This is a genomic window from Pseudomonas serbica (genome assembly GCF_028823535.1).
GTDB classification, from domain to species: domain Bacteria; phylum Pseudomonadota; class Gammaproteobacteria; order Pseudomonadales; family Pseudomonadaceae; genus Aquipseudomonas; species Aquipseudomonas serbica.
On record NZ_JAQIYM010000019.1, the window covers coordinates 43,920 to 67,378 of the forward strand.

Annotated in this window: 19 protein-coding genes, 1 tRNA gene and 3 pseudogenes; 15 read left to right on the forward strand and 8 right to left on the reverse strand. The window is 59.8% G+C overall.

Going from position 1 to position 23,459, the window contains the following annotated elements; translation table 11 throughout:
• Positions 1–39: 39 nt before the first annotated feature.
• From NQL71_RS26270 to NQL71_RS26280, 3 genes are all read left to right on the forward strand, one after another.
• The gene (locus NQL71_RS26270) at positions 40–1,557 is read left to right on the forward strand and encodes a CoA-acylating methylmalonate-semialdehyde dehydrogenase (RefSeq protein ID WP_274643593.1); all 1,518 of its coding nucleotides are present in this window, start codon (positions 40–42) and stop codon (positions 1,555–1,557) included.
• A 92-nt stretch (positions 1,558–1,649) separates the two neighbouring features.
• A complete protein-coding gene (locus NQL71_RS26275) occupies positions 1,650–2,699 on the forward strand; it encodes an NAD(P)H-dependent flavin oxidoreductase (RefSeq protein WP_274643594.1) in 1,050 nt (349 codons plus the stop codon).
• Between the two features lie 68 nt (positions 2,700–2,767).
• Positions 2,768–3,322, forward strand: coding sequence for a nucleotidyltransferase family protein (locus NQL71_RS26280; RefSeq protein ID WP_274643595.1), 555 nt, complete (start codon positions 2,768–2,770; stop codon positions 3,320–3,322).
• 129 nt (positions 3,323–3,451) lie between these two features.
• Here the strand turns inward: NQL71_RS26280 and NQL71_RS26285 are convergent, their stop codons facing one another.
• Together NQL71_RS26285 and NQL71_RS26290 are read right to left on the reverse strand one after the other, a co-directional pair.
• The gene (locus NQL71_RS26285; protein ID WP_046820238.1) at positions 3,452–3,658 is read right to left on the reverse strand and encodes a hypothetical protein; all 207 of its coding nucleotides are present in this window, start codon (positions 3,656–3,658) and stop codon (positions 3,452–3,454) included.
• A gap of 191 nt (positions 3,659–3,849) precedes the next feature.
• A complete protein-coding gene (locus tag NQL71_RS26290; protein WP_274643596.1) occupies positions 3,850–4,596 on the reverse strand; it encodes a hypothetical protein in 747 nt (248 codons plus the stop codon).
• A 270-nt stretch (positions 4,597–4,866) separates the two neighbouring features.
• Here NQL71_RS26290 and nspC point away from each other — a divergent pair, with 270 nt between their 5' ends.
• Together nspC and NQL71_RS26300 are read left to right on the forward strand one after the other, a co-directional pair.
• Positions 4,867–5,964: a carboxynorspermidine decarboxylase gene (gene nspC / locus NQL71_RS26295; RefSeq protein WP_046820236.1), complete on the forward strand. Its 1,098-nt coding sequence runs from the start codon at positions 4,867–4,869 to the stop codon at positions 5,962–5,964.
• Between the two features lie 27 nt (positions 5,965–5,991).
• Positions 5,992–7,236 (forward strand): saccharopine dehydrogenase family protein, encoded by a 1,245-nt coding sequence (locus tag NQL71_RS26300; RefSeq protein ID WP_046820235.1) that lies wholly within the window; start codon positions 5,992–5,994, stop codon positions 7,234–7,236.
• Positions 7,237–7,293: 57 nt separating this feature from the next.
• On the opposite strand, the gene NQL71_RS26305 is transcribed toward NQL71_RS26300, so the two are convergent.
• Positions 7,294–8,685 carry an aldehyde dehydrogenase family protein gene (locus NQL71_RS26305; RefSeq protein WP_274643597.1) on the reverse strand — a complete coding sequence of 464 codons (1,392 nt, stop codon included), beginning with the start codon at positions 8,683–8,685 and terminating at the stop codon, positions 7,294–7,296.
• Between the two features lie 100 nt (positions 8,686–8,785).
• On the opposite strand from NQL71_RS26305, the gene ptrR reads away from it, so the two are divergent.
• From ptrR to NQL71_RS26335, 6 genes are all read left to right on the forward strand, one after another.
• Positions 8,786–9,658 (forward strand): putrescine utilization regulator PtrR, encoded by an 873-nt coding sequence (gene ptrR / locus NQL71_RS26310; RefSeq protein ID WP_046820233.1) that lies wholly within the window; start codon positions 8,786–8,788, stop codon positions 9,656–9,658.
• 84 nt (positions 9,659–9,742) lie between these two features.
• Positions 9,743–10,465: a GntR family transcriptional regulator gene (locus NQL71_RS26315; protein ID WP_046820232.1), complete on the forward strand. Its 723-nt coding sequence runs from the start codon at positions 9,743–9,745 to the stop codon at positions 10,463–10,465.
• A complete protein-coding gene (locus NQL71_RS26320) occupies positions 10,462–11,250 on the forward strand; it encodes an SDR family oxidoreductase (RefSeq protein ID WP_077183198.1) in 789 nt (262 codons plus the stop codon). The genes NQL71_RS26315 and NQL71_RS26320 overlap by 4 nt, the downstream gene beginning before the upstream one ends.
• A 93-nt stretch (positions 11,251–11,343) precedes the next feature.
• The gene (gene kce / locus NQL71_RS26325) at positions 11,344–12,276 is read left to right on the forward strand and encodes a 3,5-dioxohexanoate:acetyl-CoA acetone transferase (protein WP_046820230.1); all 933 of its coding nucleotides are present in this window, start codon (positions 11,344–11,346) and stop codon (positions 12,274–12,276) included.
• 36 nt (positions 12,277–12,312) lie between these two features.
• Entirely contained in the window at positions 12,313–13,653 is a 1,341-nt protein-coding gene (locus tag NQL71_RS26330; protein WP_274643598.1) for an MFS transporter, read from the forward strand.
• 125 nt (positions 13,654–13,778) lie between these two features.
• On the forward strand, positions 13,779–15,182 hold the full coding sequence (locus NQL71_RS26335) for a DHA2 family efflux MFS transporter permease subunit (RefSeq protein WP_274643599.1): 1,404 nt from the start codon (positions 13,779–13,781) through the stop codon (positions 15,180–15,182).
• Here NQL71_RS26335 and NQL71_RS26340 read toward each other — a convergent pair.
• The 3 genes from NQL71_RS26340 to NQL71_RS26350 form a co-directional block, all read right to left on the reverse strand.
• Entirely contained in the window at positions 15,179–16,639 is a 1,461-nt protein-coding gene (locus NQL71_RS26340) for a sensor histidine kinase (protein ID WP_274643600.1), read from the reverse strand. The two genes, NQL71_RS26335 and NQL71_RS26340, sit on opposite strands and share 4 nt — an antisense overlap.
• 339 nt (positions 16,640–16,978) lie before the next feature.
• On the reverse strand, positions 16,979–17,263 hold the full coding sequence (locus tag NQL71_RS26345; protein WP_274643601.1) for a hypothetical protein: 285 nt from the start codon (positions 17,261–17,263) through the stop codon (positions 16,979–16,981).
• A 154-nt stretch (positions 17,264–17,417) separates the two neighbouring features.
• On the reverse strand, positions 17,418–19,277 hold the full coding sequence (locus tag NQL71_RS26350; RefSeq protein WP_274643602.1) for an ABC transporter ATP-binding protein: 1,860 nt from the start codon (positions 19,275–19,277) through the stop codon (positions 17,418–17,420).
• Between the two features lie 191 nt (positions 19,278–19,468).
• Here NQL71_RS26350 and NQL71_RS26355 point away from each other — a divergent pair.
• From NQL71_RS26355 to NQL71_RS26365, 3 pseudogenes are all read left to right on the forward strand, one after another.
• Positions 19,469–19,801, forward strand: a pseudogene (locus NQL71_RS26355) (thiamine pyrophosphate-binding protein); the annotation flags it as partial.
• Between the two features lies 1 nt (position 19,802).
• Positions 19,803–20,192: pseudogene (locus NQL71_RS26360) on the forward strand (manganese catalase family protein); the annotation flags it as partial.
• A 193-nt stretch (positions 20,193–20,385) separates the two neighbouring features.
• Positions 20,386–20,922: pseudogene (locus tag NQL71_RS26365) on the forward strand (hypothetical protein).
• An 88-nt stretch (positions 20,923–21,010) separates the two neighbouring features.
• Here the strand turns inward: NQL71_RS26365 and NQL71_RS26370 are convergent.
• Positions 21,011–21,086, reverse strand: a tRNA-Phe gene (locus tag NQL71_RS26370).
• Positions 21,087–21,219: 133 nt separating this feature from the next.
• Positions 21,220–22,035 carry a DUF1206 domain-containing protein gene (locus tag NQL71_RS26375; RefSeq protein ID WP_274643603.1) on the reverse strand — a complete coding sequence of 272 codons (816 nt, stop codon included), beginning with the start codon at positions 22,033–22,035 and terminating at the stop codon, positions 21,220–21,222.
• Positions 22,036–22,194: 159 nt separating this feature from the next.
• Here NQL71_RS26375 and NQL71_RS26380 point away from each other — a divergent pair, with 159 nt between their 5' ends.
• On the forward strand, positions 22,195–23,412 hold the full coding sequence (locus NQL71_RS26380) for an MFS transporter (RefSeq protein ID WP_274643604.1): 1,218 nt from the start codon (positions 22,195–22,197) through the stop codon (positions 23,410–23,412).
• The last annotated feature ends 47 nt before the right edge of the window (positions 23,413–23,459 follow it).

A 23,459-nucleotide genomic window follows, 5' to 3' on the forward strand; every position in this document is an offset into this window, starting at 1 on the left:
CAAGAGATGGCTCTTATCCACCACCAGGGGACACCCGCCATGAGCACCCAGCCTGCAGACATCGCACATTACATTCACGGTCGCCCGACACCAGGGACTTCCAGTCGTTCGCAGTCCGTCACCAATCCCGCCACCGGTTCGGTGATCGGCAAGGTGGCCCTGGCCAACGCCGCTGACGTTGACGCCGCGGTGCAGTCGGCCGCCGCCGCATTTCCAGCCTGGTCGGCGACGCCGCCGCTGCGCCGCGCGCGCATCCTGTTCAAGTTCCTCGCGCTGCTCAATGAGCACCGCGACACCCTGGCGCGGATGATCACCACCGAACATGGCAAGGTCTTCACCGATGCCCAGGGCGAAGTGACGCGTGGCATCGAGGTCGTCGAGTTCGCCTGTGGCATCCCGCAACTGCTCAAGGGCGACTACACCGAGCAGGTCTCGACCAACATCGACAACTGGACAATGCGCCAGTCCCTGGGCGTGGTGGCCGGTATCACACCGTTCAACTTCCCGGTGATGGTGCCAATGTGGATGTTCCCGGTGGCCATCGCCTGTGGTAACACCTTCGTGCTCAAGCCAAGCCCGATCGACCCTTCACCGGCGCTGCTGATCGCCGAGCTGTTCAAGGAAGCCGGGCTGCCGGACGGTGTGTTCAATGTGGTGCAAGGCGACAAGGAAGCCGTGGATGCCTTGCTCGATCACCCTGAAGTCAAGGCCGTGAGCTTTGTCGGCTCGACGCCGATCGCCAACTACATCTATGAGACCGGAGCCCGCCGCGGCAAGCGCGTGCAGGCACTGGGCGGGGCGAAGAACCACATGGTGGTGATGCCCGATGCCGACGTCGACCAAGTGGTCGACGCGCTGATCGGCGCGGCGTTCGGCTCTGCTGGCGAGCGCTGCATGGCGATCTCGGTCGCGGTGTTTGTCGGCGATGTGGCCGACAAAGTACTGCCGAAACTGGTGGAGCGCACGCGCACGATGAAGATCCTCGAGGGCATGAACCTGGCCGCCGAAATGGGCCCGATCGTCTCGCAAGCGGCGCATCAGCGCATCACTGGCTACATCGAACAAGGCATCGACGAAGGCGCGCAGATGTTGGTCGACGGCCGTGGCTTTGATGGCTCGCAGGCCGGTGCCGACTGCGCCGGCGGCTTCTGGCTCGGTGGCACGGTGTTCGACCATGTCACCCCCGAGATGAAGATCTACAAGGAAGAAATCTTCGGACCGGTGCTGGCGTGCATGCGCGTCAAGGACTTTGCCGCGGCGGTCGATCTGGTCAACGCCCATGAGTTCGGCAACGGCACGGCGTGCTACACCCGCGACGGTCACATCGCCCGCGAATTCGCCAGCCGCATCCAGGTGGGTATGGTCGGCATCAACGTGCCGATTCCGGTACCGATGGCGTGGCACGGTTTTGGGGGCTGGAAGCGTTCGTTGTTCGGTGACATGCACGCCTACGGCGAAGAGGGTGTGCGCTTCTACACCAGGCAGAAGTCGGTCATGCAGCGCTGGCCGAACAGCATTGCCAAGGGCGCCGAGTTTGCCATGCCGACCTCAAAGTAGCGGTTTACGCTTTCGGGCCGCTGGACAGCGTGCAAGCGCCGGCTCGCACGCTGTCCAGCGTTCGCTTTCATTCATCAGGTTCAGGTGCTGCCATGTCCAATCCTCTGTTGTCCCTTTTGAACATCGAACGGCCGATCATTCAATCGCCGATGGTAGGCGTTTCCACCCCCAGTCTCGCGGCGGCGGTGTCCAATGCCGGCGGGTTGGGTTCCATCGGCATTGGCGCGAGCAGTGTCGAGCAGGCGCAGGCCATGCTGCGCGAGACGGCGGCACAGACCGGCAAACCCTTCAATGTGAATGTGTTCTGTCACCAACCCGCTGTTCGGGACGTCGCGCGGGAATCGCAATGGCTGCAATCGCTGGCTGGTTTTTTCGACGAATTTGGCGCCGAGGCGCCCGTTTCGTTGCGGGAAATCTACACCTCGTTTGTCGAGGATGCCGGGATGCTGCAGATGCTGCTGGAAGAAAAACCGGCGGTGGTGAGCTTCCATTTCGGCCTGCCTGCGCAACCGGCCATCGATGCACTCAAGGCCGCCGGCATCCTGCTGCTGTGTTCCGTGACCAGCCTGGTCGAAGCGCTGGCGGCTGAGCAGGCGGGAGTGCATGCACTGGTGGCTCAGGGGTACGAGGCGGGTGGGCATCGCGGGGTTTTCGATCCGCAGCAGGACTTGCAGATGGGCACCCTGGCCCTGGTGCGTGTACTGGCCCAGGCCTGCCGCCTGCCGGTGATTGCCGCGGGCGGTATCATGGACGGTGCGGGCATCAACGCCGTCATCGCGTTGGGCGCCAGTGCCGCGCAACTGGGCACGGCGTTCATTCTCTGCCCGGAGTCGTCCGCGAACGGCGCTTATCGCGAAGCGCTCAAAGGGCCACGCGCGCACCAGACGCGCGTCACGAGTGTCATTTCCGGCCGCCCGGCCCGGGGCATGGTCAATCGCAACTTCACCAGCCTCGAGGTGGCAGGCATCGAATTGCCGGACTACCCGCTCACCTATGACGCCAACAAGGCACTCAATGCCGCCGCGGCGGCCCGGGCGAATACCGATTTTGCCGTGCAATGGGCCGGGCAGGGGGCACCGCTGGCGCGGGAGTTGCCGGCTGCCGCGTTGGTGGAGCTGCTGGCGGCCGAGATGAAATCCTGAGTGCAGTCCTGTCACGGTTTTGTTGTAACTTGGGCGACAGGATTGAATCGGTTTCCCAAGGATTAACCATGACATTGACGTGCGAAAGGTTGGTCGACATCGCGATGACCAACTCCATCAATGCTGAATTGATTTCAAGCTTGCCCGGACTCGGCCTGGATCAATGCATGCTCACGGCAGGCTGCCTGTTCCAGGCGGTATGGAATGAAAGGGCGCAGCGCGATACTGGCTGGGGCGTGAAGGATTACGACGTTTTCTACTTTGATACAGACCTGTCCTGGGAGGCCGAGAACGAGGTCATCCAGCGGGCTCGATCGCTGTTCCAGGACCTTGGAGTCAACGTCGAATTTAAGAATCAGGCACGCGTGCACCTTTGGTACGGCCAGCGCTTTGGCGGGACTTACCCCAGGCTTGAGTCGGCCAGGGACGGGGTTGATCGTTATCTGGTGGCGGGCACCTGCATCGGCCTGGATGTCGCCAGCGGCGAGGTCTATGCCCCCTATGGCCTGGCGGATGTCGACCAGGGCGTGTTGCGCATCAATCCGGCAAACCCCAGGCCTGAGCTGTTCGAGCAGAAGGCGAAAAGTTATCAGGAACGCTGGCCATGGTTGAGGATTATGTAAGACAAAGCGCCCCTGTAGGAGCTGGCTTGCCAGCGATGGGGCCCGAAAGGTCAATTCACCCTTCGAGGCCGCCTTCGCTGGCAAGCCAGCTCCTACAGTTTTTTGCGCAGGGCGTTGGACGACTCGCCGTCAGGCTATGAAGGCCGACGTCTGCACAAGGTTGTTATCCTGGGCCGCAGCGACGAGGTGCAAAGGCACATGCGGTTGCTCGGCGGGGGTGACAATTTCAAAGCTTCCAACAATATGAAGCTGTCGCTCGCTCAGTCCGGTCGACTCTTGTTCCTTTGCCTTAGCCATTCTCGCGTGGTTCGCTGCGATTTCGTTGAGAGTTGACACGTTACATCTCCGGTGACTGACCAAGCGTATTGCTGGAGTCCTTAAGCGTTGATTGGATGGCCGTCGCGTCAGTTTTATGTCGTTCGCGACGGCTAACGCGGGCCGGTGCAATCCTTACGCCAGACAAGGCCAGGATTTTCTGCGGCGATATCATTTGCGACGAAAGGTTATGGGCAAGGTTTGGCATCGGGTCAAAACACGATGCCAATCTTTGCGCCGTACTCGTCTCGGGTCTGTTTGTCGAAGTCGGTAAACTGAAACTGACCGTCCGTTTCATATTCGTACCGGTTGAAGTAAAGGCTTGCAATCACGGGAACCGACCCTTGCTGGTTGAACAGCCAACTCAGCTCTACAAAAGGATTGGTGGTGTCTTCAAGGTCCAGCTCCTGACTCCCTACATCATTGATTTCCAACTGCGAGTCGCCGTCAATAACTTGCCGAACACCTGCTTCCAGGCGCAAAGTCGAATTGCTGAAGGCGTGGTTGTAGCCCAGCGTTAATTTAGCGAAGGGGGTGCGATTGGTGAGGTTTATGTCGTACTTGTTAAAGTCCGGGTCATAACGGTTCCATTTATAGCCAGCTCCGATCAAAACGTCTAAAAAATTCTCGGTATCCAAGGCCAGCCTCCAGCCAAGGTCCAGGTCGGCCTGGCCATCGCTGACGCGCTGATGCTTTTCTTCTGAGTACTGACCGGTGATTTCCGCTTGATACACAAGGCCGGCCCCGCCGGTCATCTTGTTGCCGAAGTTCAGGAACAGTCCCGCCTCCGGGATATGCTCTGTACTGGTGGTTCCACTACCGGTGAACTCCAGTTCGCTATAACTCCCCAACAGGCCGACGGCAAAAACAGGTGCTTGGGAAGGTGTTGCGCAAGTGATTGGCGGGGCGAGGCCCGCAAGCAGGGAAGTGACAACAGCAGCAAGACTGGTTCTATTCATGAGAACTCCATCAGCGCGTTACTGGTCCGTAGTGGACCTGTCACTAACAACAATAGTCGGTTTTGGTGCGGCGTTAGACCGGTCGTCGGCGTGAACGAAAAAAAGATGGCATTTCGCCTTGACGTCATCTTTCTGTCGCCTGCCTATGCGATTTTGCAGGGTCGTAAAGGGAATCCTGTCCGACGAACTGTGCTTCTGCTCTTTCGATCTGTGCCCAGTGCGGGCACAATGCGCATCCTTTTTTTGGCTGGCCTTGCCGGAGGCCTCGAAATGATCAAAACGCCGTACTACCTCATCGACAAGCAAAAGCTGCTGGGCAACATGGAAAAGATTGCCTACGTGCGCGAACAGTCCGGGGCCAAGGCCCTGCTGGCGCTCAAGTGCTTCGCCACCTGGTCGGTGTTTGACCTGATGCAGCAGTACATGGATGGCACCACGTCGTCGTCGCTCTACGAGCTCAAGCTCGGCCGGCAGAAGTTCGCGGGCGAGACTCACGCCTACAGCGTCGCCTGGGCCGATGACGAAATCGAGGAGATGCTCGACAACTGCGACAAGATCATCTTCAACTCCATCGGCCAATTGCAGCGCTACACTGAAGCCTCTGCAGGCAAGGTCCGTGGCCTGCGGGTCAACCCGCAGGTGAGCAGCTCCGATTACCTGCTGGCCGACCCGGCACGGCCTTTCAGCCGCCTGGGCGAGTGGGACCCGGTGAAGATCGAGCAGGTCATCGAGCAGATCTCCGGCTTCATGTTCCACAACAACTGCGAGAACGGCGACTTCGGCCTGTTCGACCAGATGCTGTGCACCATCGAAGAGCGTTTCGGCCACCTGCTGCACAAGGTCGAGTGGGTCAGCCTCGGTGGCGGCATTCACTTCACCGGTGAAGGCTACGCACTGGATGAATTCTGCGCGCGTCTCAAGGCGTTCTCGCAGAAGTACGGCGTGCAGGTTTACCTGGAGCCAGGCGAAGCGGCCATCACCCAGAGTGCGTCGCTGGAAGTCACCGTGCTCGACACCCTCTACAACGGCAAGCACCTGGCGGTCGTGGACAGTTCCATCGAAGCGCACATGCTCGATCTTTTGATCTACCGCCTGAACGCCAAGCTGGCCCCAAGCGAGGGTGAGCACACCTACATGGTGTGCGGCAAATCCTGCCTGGCCGGCGATATTTTCGGTGAGTACCAGTTTGATCGTCCGCTGGCCATCGGCGACCGCCTGTCGTTCGTTGACGCCGCTGGCTACACCATGGTCAAGAAGAACTGGTTCAACGGCCTTAAAATGCCGTCCATCGTAGTGAAACAACTCGACGGTACTGTCGAGGTGGTTCGTGAGTTCGGTTACAACGACTATATGTCCAGCCTCTCGTAAGCTGGCTGAGAAGGAGAGAGAGAAAAATTGAAGAAGAACGTACTTATCATTGGTGCAGGAGGTGTCGCCAAGGTGGTGGCCCACAAGTGCGCGCAGCACAACGACGAACTCGGTCGTATTGCTATCGCGTCGCGCAACATCTCCAAATGCCAGGCCATCATCGACAGCGTCAAGGCCAAGGGCAGCCTCAAACAGCCCGCTGAAATCAAGGCATTCACCCTCAATGCCCTGGACGTCGAGGCGACCAAGACGCTGATTCGCGAAACCGAATCGCAGATCGTCATCAACGTCGGTTCCGCTTTCCTCAACATGTCGGTGCTGCGTGCCTGCATCGATACCGGCGTGGCCTACCTGGACACCGCCATTCACGAAGAACCGGGCAAGATTTGCGAGACGCCGCCCTGGTATGGCAACTACGAGTGGAAACACCTCGAGGAATGCCAACAAAAGAACGTGACCGCCATTCTTGGCGTGGGCTTCGATCCGGGCGTGGTCAACGCCTATGCGGCCCTGGCCAAGCAACAGTATTTCGACAGCATTGATTCGATCGACATTCTCGATGTCAATGCCGGTTCCCATGGCAAGTATTTCGCCACCAATTTCGATCCGGAAATCAATTTCCGCGAGTTCACCGGGCAGGTGTGGAGCTGGCAGGACAGCCAGTGGACCAGCAACACCATGTTCGAAGTCAAGCGCACCGATGACTTGCCAGTGGTAGGTTCGCAGAACCTGTACCTGACCGGTCACGATGAAGTGCACTCCCTGTCCAAGAACCTTGGCGTGCCCAACGTGCGGTTCTGGATGAGCTTTGGCGAGCACTACATCAATGTGTTCACCGTGCTCAGGAATCTCGGCCTGCTCTCCGAGCAACCGGTCAAGACCGCCGAAGGCCTGGAAGTCGTGCCGCTCAAAGTGGTCAAGGCCGTGCTGCCTGACCCGAGCTCGCTGGCCCCTGGCTACACCGGCAAGACCTGCATCGGTGACCTGGTCAAGGGCACCAAGGATGGCCAGCCGCGCGAAGTGTTCATCTACAACGTCGCGGATCACGAGGAAGCCTTTGCCGAAACCGACAGCCAGGGCATTTCCTACACCGCCGGCGTTCCACCGGTGGCTGCAGCCCTGCTGGTAGCCCGTGGCGAGTGGGACGTGCAGCGCATGGTCAACGTCGAGGAGCTGCCAGCCGAGGCGTTCCTCAAGGCGTTGGACGTGATGGGCCTGCCGACCCGCATCAAGGACGAGCACGGCGACCGTGCGTGGGACTGCAACGCCTAAGGACTGTGTAGGAGCGAGCTTGCTCGCTCCTACATTGGATCAGCAGTGCCGATTCAATCAGTGGCGATCCAGCCACACCGTCTGCGCATTGCAGAATTCGCGCACGCCGAAATGCGACAGCTCGCGACCAAATCCGCTTTTCTTAACGCCACCGAACGTCACGCGCGGGTCGCTGGCGCAATAGCCATTGATGAAGACCCCGCCGGTTTCCAGCTCGCTGGCCATCTGCTCGGCCTGCTCGACATTGCCGGTGTAGATTGTCGCAGCCAGACCGAATTCGCTGTCGTTCGCCAGTTCAAGCGCGTGCTCTGCATCGCGAGCGGTGATGATCGAAGCCACCGGGCCGAACAGCTCCTGCTTGAATGACGTCATCTGGTCTGTGACGCCCGCCAGCACCGTGGGCTCATAGAAATTGCCCGGGCCCTGGGGTTTCTGGCCGCCCAGCAGCAAGGTCGCGCCTTCCTCCAGGGTGTCGCGCACCTGTTGATCGAGTTCGTCACGCAGATCGAAGCGGGCCATCGGGCCGATATAGGTTTGGGCGGACAGCGGATCGCCGACCACCAGCTGGCGCGTGGCTTCGACAAAGCGGCGAGTGAATTCCTCGACAATGCCTTGCTCGACGATCAGGCGCTTGGCCGCTGCACAGACTTGCCCGGTGTTCTGAAAACGCCCGATCACGGCCGCTTTGACGGCGTCGTCGAGGTTGGCATCGTTGAGCACAATGAACGGGTCGGAACCGCCCAGTTCCAGGACGCTCTTCTTCAGCACCGCGCCAGCCTGGGCGCCGATGGCCATGCCGGCTCGTACGCTACCGGTCAGTGTGACGGCCGCGATGCGTGGGTCGGCAATCGCCGTGGAAACACCGTCCGGCGTGACGTTGATCACCTCGAAGACGCCTTCGGCGAAGCCCGCCTGCTTGAAGGCGTCCAGCAACAGATAAGCGCTGCCCATCACATTCGGCGCGTGCTTGAGCATGTAGGTGTTGCCGGCGAGCAGCGTCGGGACCGCACCGCGCAATACCTGCCAGATCGGGAAATTCCACGGCATGACCGCGAGAATCGGCCCCAGTGGGCGATATTCGATGCGAGCCTTGCCGCCTTCGACCAGGGTCGGTTCGGCGCTTAACATGGCCGGGCCGTGTTCGGCATACCACCCACAGAGCTGGGCACATTTTTCGATTTCACCGCGGGCCTGGGCGATCGGCTTGCCCATTTCCAGGGTGATCATGGTGGCCATGGCTTCGGCGTTGTCACGCAATGCCTGACCGAGGGCAAGCAAGCGCTGCACGCGTTGTGTCACCGGTGTGCGACTCCAGGCACGGAAGCCGCTGGCAGAACGCGCCAGGGCGGCCTGCAATGCTTGTGCGGATTCGTAAGGGTAGTGGCCGATCTGTTCCCCGGTCGCCGGGTTGATCGAGATGGCGTGGGTAAGGCTGGAAACGTTGGTCATGGCACCGTCCTGCGGGGTAGGAATGCGCTCAGGTTACGGTGCTGTATGTTTTCTTTAAACTGAATAATAATGAGCGTCTTGTTCACGTTTGGAGAATGAAGTGGATCTGGTCCAGCTCGAGATCTTCAAGGCTGTCGCCGAGCACGGCAGCATCAGCGTGGCCGCACAGCACATCCATCGCGTGCCTTCGAACCTGACCACGCGGATCAAGCAATTGGAGCAGGACCTGGGCGTGGACCTGTTCATCCGCGAAAAAAGCCGCTTGCGCCTGTCGCCGGCCGGGTGGAGCTTTCTCGACTACGCGCGACGGATCCTCGACCTGGTCCAGGAAGCCCGTGCCACGGTGGCGGGTGAAGAACCCCAGGGCACTTTTCCCCTGGGGTCGCTGGAAAGCACCGCGGCGGTGCGGATTCCCGCGTTACTGGCGGCCTATAACCAGCAGTACGCCAAGGTCGAGCTGGACCTGTCCACCGGACCCTCCGGCACCATGATCGACGGGGTGCTGGCGGGCCGATTGACCGCCGCGTTTGTCGATGGCCCGGTGCTGCACCCGGCCCTGGAGGGGGTCCCGGCGTTCGAAGAAGAAATGGTGTTGATTGCACCGCTCAACCACGACCCGATCCATCGCGCGCAGGACGTGAACGGCGAGAACATCTACGCCTTCCGCTCCAACTGCTCCTACCGGCACCACTTCGAGAGCTGGTTCGCCAAGGACGCGGCCGTGCCGGGCAAGATCTTCGAAATGGAGTCCTATCACGGCATGCTCGCCTGCGTCAGCGCTGGCGCGGGCCTGGCCCTGATGCCGCGCAGCATGCTGCAAAGCATGCCCGGATGCAGCACGGTCAGTGTCTGGCCGTTGTCGGAGTCTTTCCGCTATTTGCGCACCTGGCTGGTCTGGCGCAGGGGCACGGTGTCGCAGAGCCTGAGCATGTTCGTGCGGTTGCTGGAGGAGCGGTGTGAGGTGACGGATTAGTCGGGCGGCTTCCATAAAAAATTTGACATATGTTATTTGTGATCACATATTTGACCCATAAGAACGTCCAATGTGAGCTGACTCATGACTGATCAACCGATCCTCCTGCCCACCATGCGCCAGGTTTCCCGCGATACCCTGCAGGACCAGGTCTACCGGCAGATCCGCGAAGCGCTGATGAGCGGCCGCTTCCAGCCGGGCCAGAAGCTGACCATCCGCGGTTTGGCCGAGGCGCTCGGCTCCAGCCCGATGCCGGTGCGTGAAGCGCTGAACCGCCTGAGTGCCGAAAACGCCTTCGAAGTCACCGAAACGTCCCGCCTGCGTGTGCGCATGATGACCCCCGAACGCCTGCGCGAAATCCGCGACGCCCGGGTCGCGCTGGAAGGGCTGCTGGCCGAGAAAGCCGTCATCCTGCTCAACGACACTGACCTCAAGGACATCAGCCACCTGTGCGACCAGATGCAGCAAGCCGCCGACAGCGTCGATGTGGCCCGCTACCTGTGGACCAACTTTGCCTTCCACCGGCGCATCTACGCGGTGGCCAAGGCCGACCTGACCATCGCGGCCGTGGAGAATTTCTGGCTGCACATGGGCCCCTGCTTTGCGCTGGTGGCGCCTGACAAGGCGCACCTGCAGCGCTCAATGGAAGCGCACAACCGCATCGTCGAGGCCCTGGCCGCGCGAGACGGAGCAGCAGCCCGGGCCGCGGTCACCGACGACATCATGCAGGCGGCTGACTCTCTGTCGCGCCTGATCGTCAAGAGCGACCGTTCACGGTCGTCTGTCTCTGGAGTAAAAAAAGCATGAGCGTTCTCAACCGACTGGTTCCCTATACCGGCCTGCGCGTCCTGATTTCCGGCGGTGCTGCCGGGATCGGCGAAGTGCTGGCGGCGGCTTACCTGGAAGCCGGCGCCAAGGTGCATGTGTGCGATGTCAGTGAGGCGGCGCTGGCGGCGTTCCGCGATCGCTACCCGGACAGCGTGGCCACCCGCGCCGACGTCGCTGACCCGGCGCAGATCGAAGCGGTGTTCAAGGTGCAGCGCGAGCAGTTCGGCGGCCTCGATGTGCTGGTCAACAACGCCGGCATCGCAGGGCCCACCGCCGGGATCGACGCCATCACCGACGAGGAGTGGCAGCGTACCATCGACATCAACCTCACAGGCCAGTACCGCTTTGCCCATCATGCGGTGCCGCTGCTCAAGGCGTCACCCAATGCCCACCTGATCCACATCGCGTCAGTGGCCGGCCGCCTGGGTTACGCCTGGCGCACCCCGTACGCCGCGACCAAATGGGCCATCATCGGCCTGATGAAATCCCTGGCGTCGGAGCTTGGCGAAAGCGACATCCGCGTCAACGCCTTGCTGCCCGGCATCGTCGAAGGCCCGCGCATGGACGGTGTGATCCGCGCCCGCGCCGAGCAGATGAATGTGCCTGAAGCCGAGATGCGCGAGGAGTACCTGAAAAAGATCTCGCTCAAACGCATGGTCACCGCCGAAGACGTCGCCGCCATGGCGCTGTTCCTTTGCTCACCCGCCGCACGCAACGTGACCGGCCAGGCCATCAGTGTGGATGGCAACGTCGAGTACCTGTAGGCGCCTCGACCCTGCCGCAACAACGACCGGACCCATTCCGCGTCGAGTGACCCCCAATAACTTTCTCGTCAAGAACAAGAACGGAGAACACTCATGTCCAAAAAACGCCCGATCATCATCACCTGCGCCGTCACGGGCGCCATCCATACGCCGTCGATGTCGCCGCACCTGCCGATCACGCCGCAGGAAATCGCCGACGCCGCCATCGGTGCCGCCGAAGCCGGGGCGTCGATTGTCCACCTGCATGCGCGCGATCCTATCGATGGGCGGCCTAGCCAGGATGTCGACCTGTTCCGTCAGTTCCTGCCGCAAATCAAGGCCAAGAGTGACGTGGTGATCAACATCACCACCGGCGGCGCGCCGACCATGGGCGTGGAAGAACGCCTGCAGCCTGTGGCACAGCTCAAGCCGGAACTGGCCTCGCTGAACATGGGCTCGATGAACTTCGGGCTGTATGAAATGCTCGACCGCTTCACCGAGTTCAAGCACGAGTGGGAACGGCCCTACCTGGCCGAAAGTGACGACCGGATCTTCCGCAATACCTTCCGCGACATCGCCCATATACTCAATGCCTGTGCCGAGAACCGCACCCGCTTTGAAATCGAGTGCTACGACATCGGCCACTTGTACACCGCCGCGCACTTCCTCCAGCGCGGGCTGCTCAAGGCGCCGATTTTCATTCAGTCGGTGTTCGGCCTGCGCGGCGGCATTGGTGGGCATCCTGAAGACCTGGCGCACATGCGCCGTACCGCCGACCGCCTGTTCGGCGACGCGTACCAATGGTCGATCCTCGGCGCCGGGCGCAATCAGATTCCGCTGGGCACCATGGGCCTGTCGATGGGCAGCCATGTGCGTGTCGGCCTGGAAGATTCGCTGTGGGACGGGCCGGGCAACCTGGCGGCGTCCAATGCCGATCAGGTCAAGCGCATTCGCACGGTGATCGAAGCCCTGGGCGGGCGCGTGGCGACCCCGGATGAAGCGCGGGAAATGCTCGACCTCAAGGGCAAGGACCAGGTCGACTTTTAACAGCGCCCCTCTCGAAAACTCGAAAAGGTTAGTCCGATGACAATAATAAATAAAACCGACGCGCTTTCCGAACCTCGTGATTCGGCGACGTTGAACAGACTGATGTTTGTAAAACTCATGCCATTGCTGATTGCGGCCTACGTGTTGAGCTTTCTCGACCGCACCAACATCGCCCTGGCCAAGCATCACCTGGATATCGACCTGGGCATTTCAGCCGCCGCCTACGGGCTGGGTGCCGGGTTGTTCTTTCTCACCTACGCACTGTCGGAAGTGCCCAGCAACCTGATCATGCACAAGGTTGGCGCGCGGTTCTGGATTGCGCGAATCATGGTCACCTGGGGCTTGATCTCGGCGGCGATGGCATTTGTCCAGGGCGAAACCTCGTTCTACGTGTTGCGCTTGTTGCTGGGCATCGCCGAAGCGGGTCTGTTCCCGGGCGTCATGCTGTACCTGACGTACTGGTTCGGCCGGGAGCAACGAGCCCGGGCGACCGGCTATTTTCTGCTGGGCGTGTGTTTCGCCAACATCATTGGCGGGCCACTGGGTGCCGTGCTCATGCAACTGGACGGTGTCTGGGGCTGGCGTGGCTGGCAGTGGATGTTCATGCTCGAGGGCTTGCCGGCGGTGTTCTTCGCCATGGTGGTGTGGAAAAAACTGCCGGACCGTCCAAGCAAGGCGCCGTGGCTGAGCGCCACTGAAGCCCGGCAGATCGAGCAGCAGTTGGCCGCGGAATCGGAGGAGGGCGCCGGTGCCGGTGGTCACTCGCTCAAACAATGCCTGACCCCGCAGATCCTGTTGGCGATCCTGGTCTACTTCTGCCACCAGATCACGATCTACACGGTGATCTTTTTCCTGCCCGGCATCATCGGCAAATACGGCGACCTGAGTACTCTGCAGATCGGCTTGCTGACCTCCCTGCCTTGGCTGGCGGCAGCGGCGGGCGCCATTGCACTGCCTCGATTCGCCACCACACCGGCGCGTTCCCGGCAAATACTGGTCGCAGGTTTGCTGACCATGGCCGCGGGGCTGGGAATCGCTTCGCTGGCGGGACCGGTGATCAGTCTATTGGGCTTCTGTATCTCGGCGGTGATGTTCTTCGTCGTGCAGTCGATCATCTTTCTCTACCCGGCTTCGCGACTCAAGGGCGCCGCGCTCGCAGGCGGCCTGGGCTTCGTCAACTCGTGCGGCCTGCTGGGCGGTTTCGTCGGCCCCTCGGTGATGGGCTTGATCGAGCAAAGTACCGGCAACGCCATGAATGGCATGAAGGTCGTCGCGATTATCCTGGTGCTTGCGGCGCTTGCGGCCCTGCGGCTGCGCCAGGGGCATGAGCAGAAGGTGGATAAACAAGGGCTGCACGGTCGGCGCCAGGCTGCATGAGGGAGCGCTGAGAAATTGCTGTTCGCCCGGGGTGAGAGTGATGGTTTGCGCGACCTTTCAACCCGGCTCAGCGCCCTGTCTGTTGTAGAGTGTCGAGCAACGACCTGGCCGAACCGGAATGACCAATGTCTCAACGCCGCTCAACATGGATTGCCCTATTGGTAGCCGTCACGTTCTTCATGGAGAACCTCGACGCCACGGTGATCGCTACCGCGTTGCCTGACATGGCCAGGACGTTTGGCGTCGCGCCGGTGGACCTGAACATTGGCATGAGTGCCTACATGCTCGCGGTGGCGGTGTTCATCCCCATCAGCGGCTGGTTGGCCGATCGCTTCGGTACGCGCTGGGTATTCAGTTCGGCGATCGTGTTGTTCACCTTGTCTTCGTTGATGTGCGGGTTAAGTAATAGCCTGGAAACCTTTGTCGCCGCGCGCGTGCTGCAGGGCATCAGCGGCGCGATGATGGTCCCGGTGGGACGCCTGGCAGTGTTGCGCACCACCGAGAAAAAAGACCTGGTGCGCGCCATCTCATTCATTACCTGGCCGGGCCTGGTCGCGCCGGTACTCGGGCCTCCGGTGGGCGGTTTCATCGTCACCCACGCGTCCTGGCCGTGGATTTTCTACCTCAATCTGCCCCTGGGCGTGTTGGCCCTGATGGTCGCACTGGTCTTGCTGCCCAAACGCGACGACGCCAGTGCCAGGGCTTTCGATTTCAGTGGTTTCCTGTTGGTGGGCATCGCCAGCGCTGCCTTGTTGTATGGCGTGGAGATGCTCGGGCAAAGCCAGGACGATCTGGTGCAAGGGCTGGCGCTGAGTGGTGCCGGCGTGGTGCTCGGTGTTTTTGCCTGGCGCCATATGCGTCGGCATGCACACCCACTCCTGGCCTTGGGTGTGACAGGCATTCGTACATTCAACGTCTGCCTGTGCGGGGGCTCGATGTTCCGGATCGCCATCAGCACCTTGCCGTTTCTCCTGCCGCTGATGTTTCAACTGGCGTTCGGTCTTTCGGCGTTCGATGCGGGGCTGCTGGTATTGGCTGTATTTGCCGGCAACCTGGCGATGAAACCCTTCACCACAGGCGTGATGCAGCGCTGGGGATTTCGTCCGGTGCTGATGGTCAACGGCCTTCTGGGCGTACTGGCGATAGCGGCCTGTGCGTTGCTGGACGAGCGCATGAGCCCGGCGCTGATCCTGTTCATCCTGTTCGTCGGTGGCTTGTCACGGTCCATGCAGTTCACCGTGTTCAACACACTGGCCTTTGCCGAAATCCCCAAGGCGCAGATGAGCGACGCTTCAACCTTGTTCAGCATGTTTTTCCAGTTGAGCATGGCGATGGGGGTGGCCATCGGTGCGCTGCTGCTACGGTTGGCCATGAACATCCATGGCACTCCAGGGCACGCCGAGACGGGCGACTTTCAGCTGGCGTTCCTGTGTGTGGCGGTGATCGCGGCCATTGCCTTGCTGGATAACCTGCGACTGCCGGCTCAGGCGGGAGAGGCGGTGTTGCAGCGTGCGCGGGACAAGGATTAGACAGCGCTGGCCCTCCTGTCCAGAACCCTGAATCTCAAGTGCACGGATGTTCCCTGTTTTTTATGGGTTGTCAGACTCGCTTCGCCGCCGAAGCTTTGCATGATCTGCTTGACCATGACAAATCCTATGCCCAGCCTGCCTTGCCGGGTGGTGTAGAAAGACTTGAAGGCCATCATCTCCTGGTGTCGTGCAGATCCACCTCCGGTGTCGTCAATGGTCAGGCTCAGCCACTGACGGGTTTCATCCAGGCTCGCCCGGAGGGTCAGTATTCCGGTTGTCGGCATCGCCTCTATGGCATTGGCGATGACGCTGTTCAAAATCTGCGACAGCAAGAGTGGATGACTGAGTATCGCGGGCGAGGGTTCATGCTTGAACTCGACCTGGATTTTTGAATGACGCAATTGCGCGCTGTAGCTGTCGAGTGTGGCCTGCAGCATCTGTATCGGGTCCACCCGTTCTGCCTCGCCGCGGATCGGGCTCAGGCACAGTAGTAATTCCTGCACCCAGCGCGACATCCGATCCACCTGGCCGACAATATCTTCGATCTGCTTCTTTGCAGGCTGGCCCTCCATGTCGTTAGCCAGCTCTGCGCTTGAACGGATGCAGGCGAGGGGATTACGAAGGCTGTGGGCGACGGCCGTGGACATTTCGCCCAAGCCGACGTAGGTTTTATTGGCGACGACTTGAGCCTCTTCCGAGGCCAATTGAACCGATGTTCGTCGAGCCATCCAGTAGATCCCGAAGTAGAGCAGCAGGCCACCCATCGTGGTCAGCCAGATGATCCAGTGCCCGTGATTCAGGCGTTCGATCAGGTCGAATGGCTCCCGGTAGATTTCAACCACCGCCAGAATGTTCCCCTGGCTATCGGCAAGAGGGATGTAACTCTCGACGAAGAACTTTTGCGGCGAGTGGAGGAATTTCTGCTCGCTGCGGTCCGCATCAACCTGACTGTATCTAGTGGATATCCGTTCTTTGGAGCTGAATGCCTCTTCAAGCTCGTCATTCAAAAAAACCTGCCCCACTAAGTTCCGGTTGGTGGACCAAAGCACGGTTCCACGGGGAGAGTAGATGGAGATCAGGAGGGAATTGGGGAGATGCGCAAGATAATCCAGGAACTCGGAGCTGAAAGGCTGTTTGCGCTGCTTGTTTTCATCTGACGTTGCCTGATGTTGAACGAATGCCCCACCTTCCTCCATCTGCATGGCCGACAGCCCGTGATGACGTATCTCGCCTTTTGCAACGGTCTGGATGAACTGTGCCGACATCAGGGCATCGCGTTCAAGACTTTCCGCGACCAGGAATCTTGTCGACAAAGAACCCAGCCCAAACGCTATCACGCTGATGAGAAGGAAGCTGGTGATCGAAAACCACCGCAGGAGATTGAATTGTTCAGTGGGCGCGATCGAGTCAGCTGTCCTGCGGTGGAAACGTTTATGCAGTACGTCGATTGCCGGCATAGGGAGTACTCCTGGGCATGCTGTGAAGTTCCAGCAACTTCAACCACTCAACCAAGCCCTGCAGTCACAGCATTCTTTATGCCAAAGGTCTATTGCGGCTGACGCACAAGAGGTGTGCAAAGCGGCGCGTGGGGTGGTGCGCCTGGGAACTCATTCGCCGGGAAAACACCAGGCACCGGGCGGGTTTCACAGCCCATATATGGGGGGGATTTCCCCTGGGTGTGGGCGACATGGTCGGTGTCGGCGCGCCGCGCGTGGTGCGTAGGGTTCTGTGTAATGGCTTGTAAGAAATGGACGCGGGGACCATGGTCCCCGCTCCGGTGGCTGCAACTACTTCAATCAATCTCTGCGCCGGTCAAGGCACTCACGGCGCAAGACCAGATTGTTGATCTCCATGCAACGGACCGAGTAATCGTCATCGTAATCTTTGGCTTTAGCTTTGGCCTTGCCGCAATTGCCATTGTCATTGCAATTGCCTTTGCCTTTCTGATCGTTGTTGTTTTTCACACAGTTTCTGACGTCACTTGCACTTCCCGCATCATCACAGTTGGAAGCGGCAAAGGACAGCGCCGGCAATGCCAGGGATAACAGGAATGTGCACACAGTGGCCGTTACGATTCGCATGATCAAGCTCCTGAGTAGAATGCCTTTTGCCCGCAGCCATAACCTTGAGCCGCTCCGGCTGACTATAGCAGGCCCCGCGAAGGCGGCTCGCCAAGCGCCACTGAGGACAGGATCGAACCGGTGGAGCCCTTCGCAGGTCATCGCGTCCAAGCGTTCACGCCTGATCCATGGCCTCTGCCAGCCCCTGGTCCTCACCCAGGAAACCACCACTTTGATGCTGCCAGAGTCGCGCGTAGGTGCCGTTTCTTCCCAGCAACTCAGCGTGGGTACCTTGTTCGATGATGCGTCCCTCATCCATGACAATGAGCCGGTCCATGGCCGCAATCGTCGACAGCCGATGGGCGATGGCGATGACGGTCTTGCCCTGCATCATTTCATCGAGGCTTTCCTGGATGGCGACTTCGACTTCGGAATCCAGGGCACTGGTGGCTTCGTCCAGTAACAGGATCGGGGCGTTCTTGAGCATCACCCGAGCGATGGCGATACGTTGGCGCTGGCCGCCCGAGAGTTTGATGCCGCGCTCACCCACCAGGGTGTCATAGCCGCTATGGCCTTGGCGATCGCTCAGTTGGCTGATGAAACCGTCGGCCTGGGCACTGGCTGCGGCGCTGCGGACCTGCGCGTCGGTCGCGTCCGGGCGGCCGTAGGCGATGTTGTCGCGAATGGAGCGGTGCAACAGGGACGTATCCTGAGTGACCATGCCGATCGCGCTCCGCAGACTGTCCTGTGTCACCTGGGCGATGTTTTGCCCATCGATGCGAATCTCACCGCTGTCGACGTCGTAGAAGCGCAGCAGCAGATTGATCAGCGTCGATTTGCCCGCACCGGAACGGCCCACCAGGCCGATTTTTTCCCCCGGGCGGATGTTCAGGCTCAAGCCGTCGAGCACCTGGCGTTCACCGTTGTAGTTGAAGCACACCTTGTCAAAGGTTACCGCGCCGCCAGAGGGCGCCAGCACGCCGGCGTTCGGCGCATCCTGCACCTTGGGGCCACGGGTCAGGGTGGCCATGCCATCCTGCACGGTGCCGATGTTTTCGAACAGCGAAGTCATCTGCCACATGATCCAATGCGACATGCCATTGATGCGCAACGCCATGGCAGTAATGGCCGCCACGGCCCCCGCGCCAACTTCGCCCTGGTGCCACAGCCACAGGGCATAGCCGCCTGCGCCAAGGATCAGCCCGACCACCAGCGCCTGATTGACGATCTCGAACTGGCTGACCAGGCGCATCTGGCGAAAACCGGTGAGCTTGAAATCCTCCATCGCCGCGCGCGCGAAGTGCGCTTCACGGTTGGAATGCGAGAACAGTTTTACTGTGGTGATGTTGGTATAGGCATCTGAAATACGCCCCGTCATCGACGATCGCGCATGGGCCTGTTCCTGCCCGACTTGCCCCAGGCGTGGCACGAAGTACAGCATGGCCAGCCCGAACAACGCGACCCAGGCAATAAAGGGCAACATGAGCTTCAGGGCGAAGCCGCCAGCCAGGGCGATGATTGCAATGAAGTAAACGCCGATACCGGGCGCGATTTCGATGAGGGTGAACAGGACTTCGCGCACGGCCAATGCAGTCTGCATCACCTTGGTGGTTACCCGACCCGAGAATTCATCGGAAAAGAATGAAAGGCTTTGACGCAGCATCAGCCGATGGAAATCCCAGCGCAGCCGCAGCGGCAGATTGATCGCCAATACCTGGTGCTGGACCATGGTGCGCAGCGCCACCAGCCCGATGCTGGTGAGCAACACGATCGCGATACCCCACAGCACTCGACTTTCCTCGCCGTTGGCATTTCCACCGGCCTGCCATGTCGAGAGCAGGTCCACGACCTGCCCAAGAAAGGAAAACAACCAGGCTTCGTAGATCGACACACTGGCACTGAGCAGCGCAAGCGCCAGGACATAACCGCGGGCTCCGCGGGTGCAGGCCCACAGGAACCGCATCAGGCCGACAGGCGGTGGTGGCGCTTCGTCGGGGGGGAATGGGTCGAGCCTTCGTTCAAACACGCCAAGCATTGTGGTCTCCGAAATGATCAGGGTGAGTGGATTCTGCCATTTATCGGGTGTGTTTAGGGTTGCACGGTGTCACTCGCATTCACTGCATTGGCCAGAACTTCGCTCTGCACCCGAGTGTCCAGACCCTAACACGGTCCAACGCAATGCTTGGTCGGAAATGCTTGATGCACCGGTCGAAGGCGAGGCACGACATGACGACGACAGTTGGGGATTTTCTGATTGGGCGACTCAGCGAATGGGGGGTGACAAGGAACTTTGGTTATCCAGGGGATGGCATCAATGGCGTATTCGGAGCGCTGAGCCGGGCCAAGGGCAAGATTGAATTCGTTCAGGCCAGGCATGAAGAAATGGCAGCGTTCATGGCGTCGGCGCATGCCAAGTTCACCGGTGAATTGGGTGTCTGTATCGCCACCTCCGGCCCGGGCGCGTCGCACCTTATCACCGGCCTGTACGACGCGCGGATGGATCACATGCCCGTGTTGGCCATCGTCGGCCAGCAGGCGCGCACGGCGCTGGGCAGCCATTGATGATCCCGGCGAGAAAGAGGCGCTGGGATTTCTCATGACCCGCGAGATCGCGCACCAGCTGTCGTTCGAAAAAGCCCTGCACTCGATCCAGCCGAATTTCCCGCAAGGCAAGCTGCCCGGCATGCCTGAATTCACCCACGTGTATTTCAACCTATCCCAAGGTGAAGGCAGCACGCGTGGACCGTGGAACCAGGGTGACGACTGGGATTTTGTGGAAGATCCGAAGCCGGCGGTCGATGGCGGTGATGGCAATGCCAGCGTGGCGTTGAGCGCTGACGAAGACGCACTGCTGATGGGCATGAAAGCCCGCACAATGTCTGACCCCGAAAGCAATCCGATCACGGGTGCAGACCTGGGCGCGGGTGTGCAAGGACGTGAAGAAGCCTGATGGATGTCACCGCACGTCTCGATGGCGTGCGGTGTTCTCTTTTAATGGTTCGAAACAGGAGGTCTCATGTCCGAACCGTCCATACCCGTGAGAACATCCCAGGAAATCCTACTGGGTTTCGGGGTCATGATGTTCTCGATACAGCATTGGGCTGAACGCGATCTTCGTATCAACCGATCAGGGTGAATCCATCGTGCCGAAAATTTTGACCTCTCACCTCGACGAAACCGAGCTGAGCGAGCACAACGCAAAGTTGTTTGGATCGCCCAAAGAACGATTGGATTTTTACCGCAGGTAGATTCAATACGAGACCAGTATCCTGGCCAATCGAACGGATGCATATCTGGCCGCACAGTCCTTTTTGGTGGTCGCCTTTGCATCCTGCATGGCCAACCAGAATCCCGAGTGGGGCAAACTGTTCACCCTGGTGGTACCACCGTTTCTGGCCTTGTTTGGGGTACTCAGCTCCCTGAACGCCTGGCCCGGCATACGCGCGGCCTATGACATTATCGATCACTGGTATTTCCAACAGAGCGAGTTGCTGCGCAGTGAGCCGCTGATGGGATTGGCCTACGACGAATCACCTTTGTTTTCGGAACGAGAGTCCACGCACAAAGGCTACCGCAAAGCCTTGTTGTTTTCGGTGCGTACGCCATGGATTTTTACGACGTTCTGGGTACTGCTTGGGGCCTGGGCGATCTTCATTCAGGTTGCAAACCCGGGCGCCTAGGGGAGGGGACAGGCCGCACTTTTACAAACAGCTGCCGCCAAAAATAGAAAACCCCTGAAGCCATCAGCATTCAGGGGTTTGGAAGTCATGGTGCCCAGAGACGGAATCGAACCGCCGACACGGGGATTTTCAATCCCCTGCTCTACCGACTGAGCTATCTGGGCCGCGGCGCAATTAAACGTTTTTACGGCGGAGGCGTCAAGCACGAAATCAAAAAAACCTAATGAATACGTGCGCTTACGGCTGCGATTTCACTCGGGCAAGCCAGGACGGATATTGCGATGAGCTGGATCCTGACTACGATTGCGGTACGCCCGGCACATCCATGTTTATTTTGCGCCAGGCGGCTTCGGAAAAGCTGTAGGCGGAAAAGGCAAGCAGCCCCAAAGCCATCACCATTAAAATCAAGGCGCCGGCGGGCAGGTTCTGCAGGGCATCAAGGGCTTCCTTCATGCCCGGGGGATCCGTGGCTTGATACCGGGAACCGCTGATCGCCAGAAGCACCGCTATCTCGATAAACACTACGCCTCGGGCTATCAGTCCGAATCGAGACACCGGGCGTATGTAGCGCATCACATCTTCGTCAGCCTCGAAGTACTTCTCGAACGACGCCTTCCATCCCTTGATGATGTGAGCAATGCCTACACCGAGTGGGATGAGCGCCAGGAGGTAGACCAACAGGTTTGAGTGATCCCAGGACAAAAGATGGGCCAGTAGGTCCCTGGTCTCCCCCCCTGTGGAATTGCCTGAGCTTCTGACGCCGCTAATGAGCAGGCCCAATGCAAAAAATGCCAGAGCGCCGTTGATCAAGCCGCCGGCCAACAAACCTGCTCGAATCACCCATCCCTTGAGGTTCGTACCGTGATGATCGACATCGCGAATGGCTTGCAATATTCGCCACCCTGCGAAGGCAAGCAGACCCGCGACCACCAGCCCCACCAGGACATAACCAAAAGGCTGGCTCAACAACGCCTCCAGGCTTTTGTGACTGTCCTTGGGCTTCGTCGAGTCTTGAGCCGCCAGCAGAGCAAAGATGCCTATGATCAGATACAGAACGCCCCGAGCGGCATATCCGCCCCGAGCGAGTATGACAAGGGTGTGTTGAGCGGACATTGGCGTATTTCCGAGGAGTCATACAAGTGCAGACACGTCTCTTGCGCAGGGGTTCGATAAAGTCGACGCTCTTCAGGTGCTGATAGACCCGCACGCCAGGGATAGTCAACACCGTCGTTCTCAGCCTCACCTTTGTACCGATAAGTACAGGATGAAAAAATGAACAGCGAACGTCCGCGTACCAACGTCGAGCGGCTTCGTATTCCACGCACCATCTGGGCGCTAGGCTTTGTCAGCCTGTTCATGGATCTATCGTCCGAGTTGGTACACAGCTTATTGCCCGTGTTTCTGGTCACTACATTGGGGGCGAGTGCATTGACCGTCGGGGTGATCGAGGGAATAGCCGAGTCGACCGCGATGCTCGTCAAGGTATTCTCGGGTGCTATCAGCGACTATTTGGGGCGGCGCAAAGGATTGTTGCTGCTTGGATACGGTCTAGCGGCTTTGAGCAAACCACTTTTTCCTCTGGCACACTCGGTGGAAGTGGTCTTCACCGCACGCTTTCTGGATCGAATCGGCAAAGGCATCCGGGGGGCACCGCGAGATGCCCTGGTTGCCGATGTCGCGCCACCAGCCATCCGTGGCGCCTGCTTTGGGCTGCGCCAGTCGATGGATACGGTAGGGGCGGTTCTTGGCCCCGCGCTGGCCATCTTGTTGATGTCATGGCTCGCCGATATCCAGCTTGTGCTGTGGTTCGCAGTGATCCCGGCAATCATGGCGGTGGCGCTCATTTTCGTCGGAGTAAAGGAGCCCACGGCTACCTCTGGCGAGCGCGAATTCCGCTCTCCAATCAACTGGCGAGTCCTTCCCGACTTCTCCACTGGCTATTGGTGGGTCGTCATTATCGGAGGGGTCTTCACACTTGCCCGTTTCAGCGAGGCGTTCCTGGTTTTACGGGCGCAGCAGGCAGGTTTGTCGGTCACCTGGGTCCCGCTGGTGATGGTGGTGATGGCAGTTTTTTATACGCTGTCCGCTTACCCCGCCGGCTGGCTGTCCGATCGCATCAGTCGTACGAAGCTGCTGTGCATGGGGATGGGATTACTCATCCTGGCGGATCTGCTACTCGCAGAATCCAGCTCGGTCATCACGATGATGCTGGGTGTTGGGTTGTGGGGGCTTCATATGGGTTTTAGCCAAGGCATTCTTGCCTCGCTGGTAGCCGACACTGCGCCCATGGAACTGAAGGGAACCGCCTTCGGTATTTTCAACCTGGTCAGTGGCGCATGCATGCTGATCGCCAGCGTTCTGGCGGGCGGGATCTGGCAAACCATGGGGTCAGAGAATACGTTCCTCATGGGAGCATTGTTAGCCGCTACAGCACTGCTCTTGCTGTTTGGATCGCCCCGGATTCTCCAGACACCGAGCAAGGATTGCTGAAACTCAGTCGTTCCGACTGCATTATCAAGCGCAGATCGACGCACGCC